Raw genomic sequence first — 16,345 nt, 5'->3', positions numbered from 1 at the left:
GAGTTGGACTAGGCATAAACAACTATTGCGGAAATCGGGATAGTTTTTTCCATCCCTGAGGTTGGACTAGGGATAAAAAACTATTGCGGACATCGGGATAGTTTTTCCATCCCTGGGGTTGGACTAGGCATAAAAAACTATTGCGCTTATCGAGATAGTTTTTCCATCCCTGGGGTTGGACTAGGGATAAACAACTATTGCGCTTATCGGGATAGTTTTTTCCATCCCTGAGGTTGGACTAGGGATAAACAACTATTGCGCTTATCGGGATAGTTTTTCCATCCCTGGAGTTGGACTAGGGATAAACAACTATTGCGCTTATCGGGATAGTTTTTTTCCATCCTTGGGGGTGGTGAAATATAACAGGTCTCTTTCTTGATGTGGTACGCAGACGAATAGTCCTAACCGCGTCGGCACCTCCGAAGTAAAAATTCGTTACCTCACCCATATGAGAACTGCTATAACAGTTAAAACAGGATTTTAGCGGTCAAAAACCGGATGGTATTTTGTCGCGTTCGGCGGCTTTGGTGCCCCGGGAGAATGAAGAAATCGAGTCGGTTTATTTTAGGGAAAAGTTATTTTTTTGACTTAACCTAATTTCAGGTAGAAGCATTAAAAAAACCGGGATAGTAGGGGGAAAAGGCTTTGGAGGGGAAGAAATGTAATAAATCGCGTTTGGACTGTTTTTTACCGGATTTCGGACGAACAAATGTTGGTATAATGCCGTTTTTTATGCCTGAATGAGGGGGAAAGTTAGGGACACGGGAATGCCGTGCCCTGAATCAAGCGGTGATAAAAACTATCAAGAATGGCACGAGGCGATGAACCCTTAGTTAATCGGATCGGGGAGGGGTGTTGGGGGAGTGTCGGTGTTTTCTGCTATGGGAGTTTGTTGTTGTGTGTCGTAAATTTCCAACAGTTCTGTGAGGGTGACAAATCGATAGCCTTGATTTCGCAGTTCGGCAATAATGGTGGGGAGAGCTTTCACGGTTGTAGAGCGATCGCCACCTCCATCGTGCATGAGGACAATTCCACCCGGTCTAGCCGTGGTCAGCACGTTGTTAATCAGGGTTTGAGTCGAGGGATAGGAAGATTCTTGGGCATCAGAAGACCACATGGCCACCAAGTAATTTTGACTGTGGGCGTAAGCGACCAATCCATTGGTTAAAACCCCTCCTGGCGGACGAAAAAGCGAGGTTTTTACCCCGGTCAATTCGTAAATTAATGCGGCGGTGTCCCCGAGTTCTTTAGCGGCGATCGCCTGACTCACGGGATGATAATGGTGATTCCACGTGTGGTTGGCAATGGCGTGACCTTCTTCTACCACTTTTTTCCCGATTTCGGGATGAGCTTTGAGGTGTTGGCCAATCAAGAAAAAGGTCGCTTTAATGTTATTTTCTTTGAGAATATTTAGCACTTGCTCGGTGTATTTCGGCCAAGGTCCATCATCAAAAGTTAAAGCGATGACTTTTTCGTTATTTGCCAGGGCGACATCATAAATGGTTTGACCTTCAAAAGAGGCGGGGACGGCAAACGTCAGCTTTTTTTCTTTTTCTGCGGAGAGTTGGGCAAGGGAAATGCTGAAGTCCTCCATCCTTCCCCGTGAGGTGTCTTGGACGATTAGCAAATTGGGTTGCGCTTGGGCGTTTTCCCCACTCAAAGACATTCTTGCCAGCATCCCTTGCGAAAAAACCGGGGTGGAAGGCAGGAGCATTCCAGCCATTATCACCCCCGTTGCAGCCAGAATGGTCAAGGCCATAAATTTTTTAGAAAATAAGCGATGAATCTCTATCAATTTCACGCTCCTGCCTTAATTGTGATTATCTCAAACCGGGGGAGAGTAAATTCACAAATTCCAGGGGGAAACGCGATCGCGTTTCCCCTCCCCCTCGGGCTACCTTACCGCCTCGGAAACTGAGGCGGAATAGCGCTTCCTGGGACTTTTCATTCCACACTGATGGCAATGAAAAATAGCAAACGCAAAGCGTACCCGATCGCGTACCGTGTCTTTTACAGTTTCTAGACCCTAAACCACGATAAGCGAACCTTGTTTATCTGGATGGAGTTTCCAGGGTTCGTCATTACCTATTGGCTTGAAGGGTGACACCGTAAGAATTGTTTTAACGGCTAACTTCGGATTGGCCGGGAATTAACGTTTATCATTGCCGAGCGAGTGATATTCATTCCCCAAACCTCTTTGGCGGTAGTGTTTGACAATTTCTCGGACGACTTCATCCACAGTACGCCCATCCGTTTCTATTTCAATCGCAGTTTTAGCTTTTGTCAAGGGTGCAATTTTGCGGGTGCTATCCTTGCGATCGCGTTGCTCAATTTGTGTCGCTAGCTGTTCGAGGGGAATTTCTTGTTCTCCTCGATTTGTCAGGTCTTTCTGACGTCGGCGAGCTCGCTCTCCTACCGAGGCGGTTAAAAAAATCTTAAGTTCCGCATCGGGGAAGACATGGGTGCCGATGTCTCGACCCTCTACCACAACGCCGCCTCTTTCTCCAAATTTCTGCTGTAGGCAAACCAGGTGACGGCGGACGCTTTTGTAACTCGAAATGTCGGAGACATGAGCCGTAACGATAGAAGAGCGAATGGCTTGGGTGACGTCATGTCCGTTTATCAAGACTCGAGTCGGAGTACCCTCGTCTTCGGGATCCGCGAGTTCGATTTTGGCGGTACTGGCCACTTCCGCGATCGCCGGTTCGTCATCCAGGGAAATTCCCCATTCGAGAACCTGCCAGGTTAGCGCTCGATACATTGCACCAGTGTCCAAATACATCAAGCCCAATTCTTTAGCGACCAAACGAGCTACGGTGGATTTCCCCGCCCCCGCTGGACCATCAATGGCTACAATGGGTTGGCGATTTTTCAGGATAATGTTGTCGATTAAGCGAGTTTGACCCACTTGCGCGGCGATCGCTAACAATCCCGCGCGCTCGACGGTTTCTAATGGTCTGAGCGTGGTCGGATCCACGAGAGTACAATACTCCAATTTAACTTCTGGAACTGTTGCCAGTTCCGATTTTACCGCCGCAATTATACCCCTATTGGTGGCATCGCCGGCGCTAAATTTTTTCGCGGCTTTTTGTAAACTGCGATACAGGACTGATGCGCGTTCTTTTTCGCTCTCGCTGAGATACTGGTTGCGCGAACTCATCGCCAGTCCCGATGACTCCCGCACGATCGGACATGCCACAATCTCCACGGGCCACTTCAGATCCGCCACCATCTGCCGAATAATTGCTAGCTGTTGGGCATCTTTTTTGCCAAAATAAGCGCGATCGGGCCAGATGGTATTGAAAAGTTTTGCTACAATTGTGGTAACACCTTGAAAGTGGCCGATCCGGCTGCGACCGCACAGCACTGATGTCATGGACTCGGGGGGTACCACCTGCACGCAATGCTCGGAGGACTCCCCCGCCACTCCCATTTCCTCGGCACTGGGTACGAAAATCGCATCGACTCCCGCTTCTTCACAGCGTTGGCGATCGCCCTCTAAGCTTCTCGGATATTTCTCAAAATCTTCCGTCGGACCAAATTGCAGCGGGTTTACGAAAATGCTGACGATCGCAATTTCATTTTCCCGTCTGGCTTGTTGAATTAAACTTAAATGACCCACGTGCAAGGCTCCCATTGTCGGAACGAGACCCACTGTCTGTCCCGCCCGATGCAATTCTAAATAGCAACGTAAACCCGCAACAGTTCTAAACAGGCGCACAAAAACCCCCTCTATCTTTTCTTTTCTGACCCTAAGTAGTTTATCTCATTTCTTTGTTCTCCGATACGCAATTGCAATTCCTTTGAATTTTATGTCCTCTAATTTATTCCCCAAAATCCCAGGTTATGTCCCATCCCGTACTTCAAAATGAGGAGGATAATTCCTAGGAAACGCGCATTGCTCTGTGCTGAAAATTAATCTCGATCGAGAGATTTTATAACCTCGAGATAAACTCCTCCAAACGAATAGGAATTATTGATTAAATCGTTAATTTTTTTCGGGTTTTGAGAATAAATTTTAGCTCAAAAATGTTATTGCGACGGTAGGGTGCGTGACCGCCGACTCTCCAGGGGTTCCTGGTCTCCCACCGTGGGGTCGGCGGTTACGCACCACAGGTATCTTCCACCGCACCAGGGGCGTAGCCCCCTAATTCTCCAGATGCGATGGTCCTCCCCAGTGGTGTGGGGGGTCACGCCCCTGCCTGCACTGCCTGGGGTGCGGTATTTTTTCAAGGGAGTTGAAAAAGCAAATCTGGGCTAATAAAATAGCCAAGAAAAACGCTATATTTATGAACTTAAAAATGTATTTTTTATTCGTTCAAAAAGCTTTAATTTTAAATCCAATTAATTGCAATATGTTTTATTAAAAACTGCCATGTTATATCTCTTGAAACTATTTTGAAAAACTTATTTGCAGATTCATCAAGAGTGATGAACGGGCTGGGCATTATGTCTATCAATTCTCAAAGTATGTAGCATAATTCCTGTGACCAAATGGGATTGACCTTGAGGAGGGGACAGGGGGCTGAGGGCGGAGCGATCGCCCCAGGGCTTGTGGTTAGTCCTGGGACTTGTGCAGTGGATTAATTTAAAATTTCGACGCGCACGGGGGCTACGCCACTTTCGATCATGCCGATCGCGCGGGCGGCGGCGGCGGATAGATCGATAATTCGGTTTCCGACATACGGACCGCGATCGTTAATGCGAACTACCACAGACAGACCGCTGTTCAAATTCGTAACGCGCACCCGGGTACCGAAAGGGAGATGAAGATGAGCCGCCGTCAGGGCATTTTGATTGAAGACTTCGCCACTGGCGCTGAGACGTCCGTGAAAACCCGGACCATACCAAGAGGCCCAGCCATCCACTTGATATTGAACGTTGTAAGCGATCGCCGGTTCGGCGGGAGAGACGGGTTTGGGCTTAGGTTTGTTGGCAATTTCTGCGATCGGGGGTGCATTGCCAAGCAGTCGGCGCAATCGATTGGTGATTTGGAGGGCATCTTCGGCGAGGTTATTGGTCGTGTCGGGAAGTCGGGTTTGAGGATCGATGCGGACTAATTCCTCATCCTTAACTTTAATCAGATAGCTTTCCGCCACCTCATTGCCAGAATCATCGACTTTCCCATCCCAACTGACCGTAATTTCCGAGGCAATATCGCGCGATTGGATTTGTTCGAGTTTAGCGGCGATTTCCGAAGCTCTCCACATCGGATCGGCGAGACTTTCAGGGGGCGATGCTTGCACGAGAGATGGAATGGTATGGGTGGCGAGGGTAGAGCTGACAGCGGTTTTATTTGCGGTAGAGTTTGACAAGGTATCAACTTGCGAAACCACCTCCGGGAGTGTGGGGCAAGACTTACTAGAAGAAGCCTCCGGAGTGGATCCGAGAAAGGCGATCGCCGGAATATCCCGAAGATAAAGGATAGCTGCCGGTTGCCCCTCCAGGATATAGGCTTCTACTTTTGCAAACCGTTCGGATGCCAGTGCGGCCCTACCGGGATTCTCCTCAGATTTGCCCTGTAGAGTTGCGAGGTTGTGGGACTCATCGAGGAGGGGGGAAGCGAAGTTTTCCTGAGTCTGCCCCAGGGGGAGGGGTTGTGACTGTGCCGCCTCAAAGCGATCGGGCGCGTTTCGATTTCCGAAGCGATTTGGCTCAGCATGAACCACGGAGGGGACGCCACAAGCACTCACCAGCACAACTGTAGCGATCCACCAACATTTTTTTTTCATCTCTCAGATGCGGTAAAAAGACTTCCGCAATAAACGACAGTTTTAATGGGAGAGGAATTCCCGTCAGTAATAGAGTGGCTAGGCAGTGTTTTGAATCGCCCGACTGTTTTGGGCAGAAAGAACGACGGTGACGTTTTGCGATCGTCTTTTCTCCCGGCAGTTACGGACTCGTGCCTTTCTACCTGTAAGCCCAGGGTGAGCTGTAATCCCCTAGTTCCGTTTCTGGGGTAAAATTTGCCTCTAAGAGCGCATTCCCTTGTGCCGTGGGACGGTGCGGGGTTGCTCGGCAATGTTACGCCTCGGGACTCTCTCCAACACAGTAGTTTAACCCGATTAAGCCTGTTTAATGCTGGAGTTCTAGAGCCTAAGACTGGCAAACACTCTGTCGGGTTGGGATTGCGGACCGAGGCGGGGGTCAAGTTCCGGATATTTTATCAAAACTTTCCCTTGCGCGATAACAAACAAGCTATGAATTTGACAGGCAGAGGATGTGTTAAATTTGTTCGGCGAAGAAATACTTCATGGCTCCTTTAGAGGGGCACGAGCGGTTATAAAATTCAGATATATTGCATATTGAGAATGCGTTCATCCGTTATCGCGGTGGGGGAGGCGACAGGGTAGGGGGCCAGGATATGCTATAGTTAAAAATTTGCTCACAGAAGCTCAGCCATTAGGGCGAGTTAGGGGCAAGTAAAATGAGGCGTTTGTTGTCATTGAATTGGGGTGAAAAATGGATTATCGAGAAGCGGGTGTAGATGTAGAAGCCGGTCGCGCCTTTGTAGAGAAAATTCGCGCTCTGGTAGGGAGTACCCATCGCCCGGAAGTGCTGGGAAATCTTGGGGGCTTTAGTGGCTATTTCGAGATGCCCGCCGGGTACAAGCAACCGGTGTTGGTGTCTGGAACTGATGGTGTGGGAACGAAGCTCAAACTCGCCATGCAGCTCGAGCGTCACGACACCGTAGGCATCGATCTGGTGGCAATGTGTGTTAACGATGTCCTGACATCAGGGGCACAACCCCTATTTTTTTTAGACTATCTGGCAACGGGAAAACTGGATGGAGAACAACTTGCCGAGGTGGTGAAAGGGATTACCGACGGTTGCAAACAAGCCGGCTGTACTCTGCTGGGGGGGGAAACGGCAGAAATGCCCGGTTTTTACAATGCGGGAGAGTACGATTTGGCGGGGTTTTGCGTGGGGGTAGTGGAGAAAAGGGAAATTTGCTCCTCCGAGAAAGTACGGGTATCGGATGTGGCTATTGGATTAGCCAGTGCTGGGGTTCACAGCAACGGGTTTAGTTTGGTGCGAAAAATTGTCCGCGATCGCGGTTTAAATTGGAATCATCAACCCCCCGCCTTAGAGGCTAGTTTAGGTGAAGTTTTGCTAGCGCCGACGAAAATTTACGTCAAACCGATTTTAGAAGCATTGAGTAGCGGGATAGAAATTCACGGAATGGCCCATATTACCGGGGGAGGTTTACCGGAAAATTTGCCCCGTTGTTTGCCCGAGGGGATGTCAGTGCGAATCGACCGAAATAGTTGGCCGATTTTACCCATTTTTGATTGGATAGCCCAGGCGGGAGAGGTGAGTCTTGCCGATATGTTTAACACTTTTAACATGGGCATCGGATTCGTGTTACTGGTGAGTGAATCCTGGGCCGATCGCACTCTGGAGTGGTTTGAATCTCGCCAGATTTCTGCCTATCGAATCGGCGAAGTCGTGGCGGGCGATGGGGGGTTAATACTTACGCCAGAACTGTCTTAAAGTAACAATTGCGCTAGATTCAGAGGCGGCATTTCTGTGGGAGGCGATCGCGGGTTGGAGTGTGGGGGAAATTGAATTCCCAAACTCCTCGCGACTCCCCTTTTAGGTTCGATTTGAGAGGAATTTCATGGGAATGAGATTCCTCCGATTTTTTTGTGGGATAGAGACTCCCAAAGCGGAAGGGATTGCAAGACAACCGGGCGGGTTTCGCTTCGGTTCGAGGGAAGAGATTTGCGGATTTAAAGTGAAGAAATCCCAGAAGTATCCGTGGGGGAGAAAGAAAGCTGGGAAGCACAGGAGTTCGAGTATTTGGAGTCCGAGAATTGGGGAGAATTTTCCAAGCAACGGTTTGTTTATTAAAAAAAGCGGTAGTTGGCGGCTAGTTTTTTGGTTTTAGCGTTTGTGCGGGGAGAATGCCAGAAAAGGTCACATCGCTTTACAAAACTTATTGAATCTTAAGATAAGAAGCTCGCATCGGCAGAAACCACCAGCCTGTAAGGGGGCGGCTGTCTACGTAAAACCCCGGAGACGTTTCCGTAACCTCCTCAGATTGAAGAAAAAATCAATACAGTGAGTCAGGCGGCAAAAATTTTCCAAAAAAAGCTCAAAATATTGCGGGGAGGGAATTTTTGAGGGTAAATAAGTGGGGAAAGGACTTGACAAACGCTGAAGGTTGAGCCAAGTTAGTCAGTATTACCACTGAAACTTCCGAAATAGGCGTCAAATCACCCCTAGGGACAGATGGCGAATTTAAGCTTGAGTAACAGTCGGTGCTTCGGACAAGTGGAGATGCGATCGCCTCTCAGACTTGTCACTCAGGAGATTGTGGAATCCTGGATAGACAATCCCAGGGCGATTTCCTCCGCTCGAGTTGGGCTGTTTGTGGCTCTCTTGACGGAGCGAATTTTAGAGGCTATAAGCGAGATCGATAGCATTCGCCTGCCTCAGGCGATCGACTCATCGCCTCCGTGGGAAACCATCCACCCGTGGTTCAAATCTGCTGTAAGAATGCACGCCAGGCTTTTTCTTCAAGTCAAAGGCGCAAAAAAGTCTGTTTTAAAAGCATGTCAGGTTTTTTGTAACCACCCGATTGGCGCGTCGATAAAGGAAATATCCGATTGAGGGTAATATTCTTCCCCAATTGTTTCGGAAGGAAATTTATTAGCCCAATTACTTAGCCTCAAAGAGGCGATAACAACAGGCAAAGAGCCGGGGTGTATTCGATGCTTTGGCAGCGAAAAAAGTAACAAGGTTTTCTTAAAGCAAAAACTCGCAGAGCGGAGGCTGATTGTAGCTTTGTAAAGTGGCTGGCTTTGGCCAGAGAATCCAAGAACCGTTTTTTGTCGTCAAAGTAATTGAGTTAATCTGCCGTTATTTAAAAGTAGGGACAGCGTAAAATGCCAAACACTCTGAAACTGGATATCAAAGAACAAGCGGACTATCTTAAAACCCGTTTCAAAAAAGAAACCAACGCGCAAAGAAAAGAAAGACTCCATGCTTTGTACTTACTGAAATCGGGGAAAGTTAGTACCCTCGAGGCGCTTTCTAAGTTGCTTTCGCGAGATACATCTACGCTGTATCGGTGGTTTCAGAAGTACAAAAAATCCGGTTTGGAAGGGTTGCTTAAAGTTTATAAACCAGCAGGAAGGCCAATTACGATTCCTCCTGAAGCGCTGGAAAAACTGAAAAAACGCATTGAAGAACCGGAAGGTTTTAGTAGTTATGGAGAAATTCAATCCTGGTTGAAAGAAAATTGTGGAGTGGATGTAGACTATCATGTAGTTTATCGGGCTGTTCGTTATAAATTTCAAGGAAAGTTTAAGTTCAGCAAACGCCCGAAATCCAAGAGACATGAGTCCCGTGAAAACGAGCGTCAGCCACAAGCAATGGTCAATGGATAATAGCCGTTCTAGCTTGAGGTAAAGTCAATCAAAAATAGCGGGATTTTTCATAATTTTCGTTAAAACTAGAAGGCATCTCACCTCAGTATTGCCAAGGAATTTTTCTGGATATGCGGAGAAAGACTGGCGGATTGGGGTGAGGTGCCTATTTGATTGAAACATCAGCCAAAAGCAGGGTGTTTAATGGTGTTTTTTCATGGGTTTTGCTGAGTCAAGTGAATAATCGATCGGAATGCGGATCGTTAGAGGGAAAAGTTAAACCACGGTTGGCACCGCGATCGAGGCCCAGGTTTCAATGGCTTTAATTAAGCAGGAGAGAGAAACCACGCCGGAAACAAAGCTGAGATGAGCGTTAACCGAATTGTTATGAAGTTGGAAAGTGGTATTTACCACCAAAGCGTAACGGAACTCATTTTTTTCCACAATCAGGGAGTCCATCAGTGGCGAGAGCAACTCGAGTTCAAAAGAAGGGACAGAAAAAGAAAGGGGGCGCTGAAGCATTTTGCTTAACATGCCCAGATAGGCATTTAAGACCAGATTGCCCACTTCGGTTAAGATATCGCAAGCCGAAGCATCCAGGCGATCGCTCTTCGGGAGAGAATCTGTCTGGAGTAAATTGGTCAGCATCAAAGCATAATAATAGTCGAGTAGAAATAGAGAATCGCCCGAAATCGAACCGGTGAACAACTGATGAACCGTTGCCATTTGACTGGGTAAAGACTCAGCCAATTCAGTCGCCAACCGGCTTAAGGGATAGAGAGAAACCCCCGACACCTGAACCACCACGGGACAACCAATTAACTCTGATAAGGAAGCCGCAGTCCGTCGAGACAAAGCCATTTTGGTAAATTCAGTTAACCCATTGTTTTGTTGATTCGTCAGTAGCATTATAGATCTCCATTGAGTCGCGCCAACGATCGAGAGTGTATGAGCAACAGCCCGCGACAAGTCGTCGCAGTTGGCTCATGCGATCGCCCTGAATTGTCGCGACTGCGAAGATCGAGGTGACATGGACGCCCCCCGATCGCCCTTTAACCCTATGTTGCGAAATTTTGCCCTTTCATTTGCCAAGAACCCTGCCCAAGCGACACTCAATGCAACCGCACTGCATCGCGCGCCACCAAGCGCGATCGGCAAGAATCTGTTCTAATCGTGCCCCTTGGGGATAGCAGACTATCTCAATGCAACAATTGCCCCATTTAAAGCACCTTTAAAATCGCACTAACCAGGCGATCGAGGGGAATGCTTTGGTCGTTTAACCCTGCTTCCACCACCGATCGCGGCATTCCATAGACCACGCAGGTTTCCTCTGCTTCGGTAAAAATCAAGCCGCCGTTGGACTTAATCCAGGCTGCCCCTTGGGTGCCATCAGAACCCATCCCCGTCATCACCACACCCAAAACCCGACGCCCGTACACCTCGGCGGCTGAGTGAAACATCACATCCACCGAAGGACGATGCAGGGTATCGAACGGGCGCGCATCCAGATGAATTCGCACCGTATCATCCCATTGGCGAACGAAAGTCAAATGTCGTCCTGCAGGGGCAATATAGACCGTCCCTGGAGCGAGCAAATCCCCCTCGCCGGCTTCCACCACCTTCACCGCCGAAATTTCATCCAAACGGCGCGCGTACATTTTGGTATAGCCCACCGGCATGTGCAAGACGATCGCCACCGGCACTGGCAAATCTGCCGGTAACTGGGCAATGCAGAACCCTAACGCCTGAGGGCCACCAGTAGAAATCCCGATCGCCACTAGATCCACCACCCCCGACTTTGGCGGTGCTTTTTGCTGAGGCGGGGGTGGAGTGCTTAACTGTGTTGCCACAGGAAGGCGATTTAAAGGCACATTGGCCGCTGCTTTTACTTTATCAATTAACTCATCGCTAATTTCAAAAATCTTTTCCGTTGCGAGTGCCGTGGGTTTTTGCAGGAAATCCACCGCCCCCGCATCCAGTGCGGCCAAAACCATTTCACCGCCCTCATTGGCAATGCTGACGATCACCACTGGTACCGGACGCCGCGCCATTTGCTCTCGCAACAATGCCACGCCATCCATTCCCGGCATAATTAAATCCAACGTCACCACATCCGGATTGAGGGTTTCAATTGCATCTAATGCCTCTTCTCCGTCCCTTGCAATGCCCACCACTTCAATAAACGGCGATCGCAATAGCATTTGCTTAACAACCTTGCGAATGTAAGCCGAATCATCCACGATTAACACCCGGATCGTTTTATTCATCACCCCTTTCTTTTCCTGACGACTTTTGCTCATCGATTCTGCCCTCCTTCAGTTCTCCCCTCTATGTTATTTCCTACTATTTTTTACATAAACAAACGCCTCATTGATTTGTTTTAACTCAAACCCCGTGGAAATCTTCAACAACGATTCTGACGCCCCCAAGAACAAATATCCCGGCGTTGGCATCCCGACAAAAAAACGTTCGGCAACTTCACGAATGGCGTGTTGCGAGAAATAAATAAACACATTCCGACAAAAAATAATGTGGCAATGAGTCAAATATTCAACTGCCGATTTGTCCATCAAATTCGCCGTTCGCCATTGAATGCGATCGTGAATGCTGCGAGATATCCGCCACCCCTTCTCCTCCCGGGTGAAATACTTTTGCTGCAAAGTAGGAGAAAAATTGCGAAAAGAGCGAGCGCGGTAAAGACCCGAGCGGGCTTTAGAAATAGCCGAAGGAGCCGCATCAGAGGCATAAATTTCGATATTCAAGCGGTCGAACCATCCCGCTTCATTCAGGGCGATCGCGATTGAAATCGGTTCTTCTCCCGTGGCGCAAGCCGCACTCCAAATTCGCAAAGGCTGAGAATTCATTTCCCCCGCACCTCCCGCCGAACCGCGCAACCGACGCGCCGCCAAAAATTGCGGCAAAATCACATCCACCAAAGCTTTCAGCGGGTCACTTTCGCGCCAGAAAAACGTTTCTTGCACGGAAAGGATATCGATGCACGCCTGCCATTCCTCCTCAGCCACCGGATCGTATTTAAGGAGATAGTAATAATCCAAAAACGAATTCAGACCCCGTTCCAGAACCCGAGGCGTCAACTTTTCCGCCAACATGTCGCGTTTGTCAATTTCATAATACAATCCCGTGCGTTCGTGAATTAAATCCCGCAGAATCGTAAAAACACTGTCAGTTAACTTAAACGGTTCAGGAAAAAATCGCATCAGTGGCATAGATGGGCGTGTAGGTTGGCCATTATTTCCTCGAAGCCTAAGCCTGGAGTACCTTTTGTGCCGCGCGACGCACCCCAGTATCCGGGTCAGTTCGTGCCAGGGAAGCGATTTTCTCCTCGCCCGCGCGATTTCCCAAATGGTTCAATGCATTCAGCGCCGCCAAGCGTACCGTGCGCTCGTCGTCATCCAACGCAGCAATCAATTGCTCGGAAGCATAAGGATGCTTCAAGCGAGCCAGAACTTCAACCGTAGCCGAGCGAACGCTAGCATGGACGTGCTGTAACCCTGCAGCCACCGAATCGATATAGCGCTCCAGCAACATATTGCCCGGTAACAGTACCCCCTGGGACGTTTCCCGACTCGCCTCCACCCCAGTGCCGCCAACTGATGCCAAAGCCATAACGCAGGTATCCCGGCAAGTGGGGTCCACCGTCAGTTCCAGCAAAGAAGAAATCGCCTCCGGGCTGGCCATTCGCGCCAGAGAATCGATCGCCGAGCGCACCACCCGGGTTTCGGGATCTGCCGCCGCAATCCACTGCAGGGCCACTTGCGCTTGCGATCCGCCGCGTTCCTTAAACGCCTGTAGCGCATCCAACCGCCGCTCGGCGTGGGGAGAATTCAGGGCATTTAACAAAGGAGCCAAAGCATCGGGATGGGCAATTCGGCCCAAAGCCGCGATCGCCGAGCGGGCCACCTCTCCATCTCCATCATCCACCTCGGCTAAATCAGCCAAAATCCGCACTGCGCGCTCCTGCCCAATACACCCCAGCGCCTCAGTAGCGCGGGCGCGCACCGGATTTGCTGGATCGGCAAGTGCCAATTGTTGCAACACCTGAAATAAAAAGTCCTGCCCCTGTAGCGTCACATCCTCATCCAACTCATGCCCATTTCCCGAATCGAAGGGCCGCGACGGGGGCGAAACCTCCACTTCTTCGCGACTGACCAACTTGGCAATTGAAGACAGCGCATAATAGCGCACCCAAGAATCCTCATCTTTCAATGCCTCCAACAAACAATCCAACACCACAGAACCGTCAGCTTCAGTGTCTCGGGCGTTGTTATTCGCGGAATTTGCCCGATCCCGCGCCACCCCCGACGCCATCCCATTCCGCTCGAACTCCATGTCGCCCAAAGCCCGGGCAGCAGCCGCGCGAACCTGGGGAGAATCCCGAGAAATTGTCGCCACCAAACGATTCATCGCCCGTTGGGGTGTTTCCAAATAAGGCAGATGCTCGATCGCCGAGCGACGAACCCGCTCCACCGGGTCGTCACAGCACTGGAAAAGTCGGTCGATGCAATTATCAAAGGCAAAATAGCCTGCAATTTTCACCGCCGACTCGCGCACCCAAGGATTGTCATCCACGAGCAAGGTGAAAATCCGTTCCGGTAAGGCAGGATGTCCCAGAGAATTGAGTGCCGCGATCGCGCTTAACCGCACCGCCACATCGGGATGGCCCAACAACTCCAACAGTGCCTCAAACGACGAGCGATCGCCAATCTGCGCCAGGGCCGCCGCCACCACCATTACCAACTCCGACTCGGCATTTAACAAGCTACTCAATGCTTCCACCGCCCCGGTATTGCCGATTCGTCCCAGGGCGATCGCCGCCGCCCGTCGGGTCTCCAAATCCACCGCCTCTAACTGAGACACCAACAGCGGACTCACCCGGGAGCCATAGCGCACCACCGCTTCCAAGGCGGCTTCCCTGACCTGTGGACGATCCAACAACTCCACTAACGCGCGTTCCACCTGCTCCCCTTCCAGCCAACCCAAAATCAGCGTCAACGCCTGCAACTCCTTCGTTGAAGCCGACTCTAACGCTGCCAAAAGATTCTGCTTCCCGATGGGGGAAATTACTGAGCGGGTCACATCGGCAATATAAGTCCCCTCGCCAAACACCCGTTCGTATCGCTGATAAATCGCCGCCACCGCTACTGCAATCTCGCCAATCGAGGTTCGGTCGGAATTGAACAACCTTACCATTGGTACAATGGTATCTGCATCCCCCAATTCGCAGAGGGCCTCTGCGGCTTGGGTTGCTAGCAATTGGTTTTCCAGCAGGGGAATCAGGGAGGGGGCAATACTGCGATCGCCAATCCGCATCAAGGCATCCATCGCCGGAAACGCCAAAAAGAAGTCTCCCGACTGAACTAAACTCACCAGCGGCTCCACCGCCTCCACTGCCCGCAAGCGCCCCAGGGCCTCGATCGCGTGATAGCGCACGTTGGTATCAACATCGAGTAAGCATTCGATCAGCGGCACAGTGGCGCGCGGATCCAATCGTTCCCCCAATGCCAACGCCGCATAAATTCGCAAATCCGCATCCCCCTCTTTCAAACACTCAATCAAAGACGGAATCGGATCTACATTGCTCAATACCAATACCTGCAACACGCTATTGAGCACGTTCGGATTGCGATGCTGTTCGCGCAACATTCGCAACAACTCTCCCATGACTTGCGAATCGCTCTGTCGGGCCAAATTGTCCACCGCCTCTCGCCGCACTCGCCAGCTCAAGGTATTTTTCAGCAACGGTAACAGTCGCGGCGCAATGCTCGCATCGCCAATCCGCATCAAGGCATCCAATGCGGGAAACGCTAAAAAGAAATCCCCCGACTCGGCGATCTGAATCAGTCGCTCGATCGCTTCTTGCGGTGGGGGAGATAGAGATCCCAAGATTCCCAACGCCTCGATCGCGTGATAGCGCACGTTCGCATCTTCATCCTCGAGGGTTTCGATTAAGGCGGGAATCGCGCGGTAATCCTCCCGCTCTCCTAACGCCAACGTCGCGTAAATTCGCAAATCTACATCCGGCTCTTTCAAGCATTCAATCAGCGCCGGAATTGGGTCGATGCGCTGCACGCTTAATACTTGCAACACGCTATTGAGAATGCTCGGATTGCGATGCTGTTTGCGTAATAATTCCAGCAATTGAGCCGTAATATTGGCATTGTTGGCATTCGACAAACTTTCCACCGCTTCGCGCCGCACTTGCCAGCTTTGCTCTTGCAGGACTTGCGTGAGTTGCCCCATGTGGATTTCGCTGTCGTCCCGGTCGTTCTGCGTCCGGGTTTGTTTGCTATTCGATTGCACTCGCGCCAGTCGTTCCGCTTGTCGGCGTTCGCGATCGCGTCGTTCGGTCACGTCTTCTATGGTGACGATGGTGCCGACAATTTGCTCTTTGTTCCGCAAAGGGGCGATCGTCACCCGCTGCTGCATTTGCTCGAAATACTCAGACGGATGAGGAGGTTCGCAAGGAATCAAATAATGATGTAGCGTCGGTGAAAGCGTGTCTACCACCCCCTCACTCAGCACGCGCTCAAACCGCCCTTTTAGTCCCCGCTTCTCAAAATCCGGCACGATCGCGCTCAAATTTAACCCGTAGGCCGATTCCCCGCTCACCCCCGTCATCTCGGCTAACCGGGGATCCCACGAACGCACGATTAAATTCGCATCGGTTGTGAAAATACTAATACTCATGGTGGCTTTTTATCCTCCCAACTGTTCGTTTTCTATCGGTGTTAAAAGGCGAGCGGCGAGCGGCACTCTTGCAATCGGCACTCTTGTCAGCGCTCAGAGGGCAGAGAAGGGCGGGCAGAAAAAGAGAAAGTTATAGAACCTCGGCAACCAATCACCAACAACCCAGGACTACGCAATGGAATATTTCCCAGATAAATCCTTGACATACTGACAATTATACCCGCTTCTTACCACTTTCACCTCCCTCGATAATTGGGCAATAA

The 16,345-nt window shown here is 50.2% G+C and carries 9 protein-coding genes; 2 read left to right on the top strand and 7 right to left on the bottom strand.

Annotated features, from left to right (window positions below; translation table 11 throughout):
* Positions 1 to 829: 829 nt before the first annotated feature.
* From LKK83_RS21165 to LKK83_RS21155, 3 genes are all read right to left on the bottom strand, one after another.
* Complete coding sequence (locus LKK83_RS21165) at positions 830 to 1,801, bottom strand: polysaccharide deacetylase family protein (RefSeq protein WP_442957352.1); 972 nt, start codon at positions 1,799 to 1,801, stop codon at positions 830 to 832.
* 348 nt (positions 1,802 to 2,149) lie between these two features.
* Positions 2,150 to 3,721, bottom strand: a complete 1,572-nt coding sequence (locus tag LKK83_RS21160; protein ID WP_324633317.1) for a bifunctional pantoate--beta-alanine ligase/(d)CMP kinase — start codon at positions 3,719 to 3,721, stop codon at positions 2,150 to 2,152.
* Between the two features lie 862 nt (positions 3,722 to 4,583).
* Positions 4,584 to 5,732, bottom strand: a complete 1,149-nt coding sequence (locus tag LKK83_RS21155) for a septal ring lytic transglycosylase RlpA family protein (RefSeq protein ID WP_324633316.1) — start codon at positions 5,730 to 5,732, stop codon at positions 4,584 to 4,586.
* A 730-nt stretch (positions 5,733 to 6,462) separates the two neighbouring features.
* On the opposite strand from LKK83_RS21155, the gene purM reads away from it, so the two are divergent.
* Both purM and LKK83_RS21145 read left to right on the top strand, forming a co-directional pair.
* Positions 6,463 to 7,494 carry a phosphoribosylformylglycinamidine cyclo-ligase gene (gene purM, locus LKK83_RS21150; RefSeq protein WP_324633315.1) on the top strand — a complete coding sequence of 344 codons (1,032 nt, stop codon included), beginning with the start codon at positions 6,463 to 6,465 and terminating at the stop codon, positions 7,492 to 7,494.
* A gap of 1,397 nt (positions 7,495 to 8,891) precedes the next feature.
* Positions 8,892 to 9,395, top strand: a complete 504-nt coding sequence (locus LKK83_RS21145) for a helix-turn-helix domain-containing protein (RefSeq protein WP_324633314.1) — start codon at positions 8,892 to 8,894, stop codon at positions 9,393 to 9,395.
* A gap of 255 nt (positions 9,396 to 9,650) precedes the next feature.
* Here the strand turns inward: LKK83_RS21145 and LKK83_RS21140 are convergent, their stop codons facing one another.
* The 4 genes from LKK83_RS21140 to LKK83_RS21125 form a co-directional block, all read right to left on the bottom strand.
* Positions 9,651 to 10,283, bottom strand: coding sequence for a chemotaxis protein CheC (locus LKK83_RS21140; RefSeq protein ID WP_324633313.1), 633 nt, complete (start codon positions 10,281 to 10,283; stop codon positions 9,651 to 9,653).
* 311 nt (positions 10,284 to 10,594) lie between these two features.
* Positions 10,595 to 11,674 carry a protein-glutamate methylesterase/protein-glutamine glutaminase gene (locus LKK83_RS21135; protein ID WP_324633312.1) on the bottom strand — a complete coding sequence of 360 codons (1,080 nt, stop codon included), beginning with the start codon at positions 11,672 to 11,674 and terminating at the stop codon, positions 10,595 to 10,597.
* Between the two features lie 33 nt (positions 11,675 to 11,707).
* Entirely contained in the window at positions 11,708 to 12,592 is an 885-nt protein-coding gene (locus LKK83_RS21130) for a CheR family methyltransferase (protein ID WP_324633311.1), read from the bottom strand.
* Between the two features lie 46 nt (positions 12,593 to 12,638).
* Positions 12,639 to 16,082, bottom strand: a complete 3,444-nt coding sequence (locus LKK83_RS21125; protein ID WP_324633310.1) for a HEAT repeat domain-containing protein — start codon at positions 16,080 to 16,082, stop codon at positions 12,639 to 12,641.
* Between the last annotated feature and the right edge of the window lie 263 nt (positions 16,083 to 16,345).

Origin of the sequence: Phormidium sp. CCY1219, assembly GCF_035615515.1 — a bacterium.
Taxonomy (GTDB): Bacteria; Cyanobacteriota; Cyanobacteriia; order Cyanobacteriales; family Laspinemataceae; genus CCY1219.
This window is presented reverse-complemented; position numbering and strand designations above follow the sequence as displayed.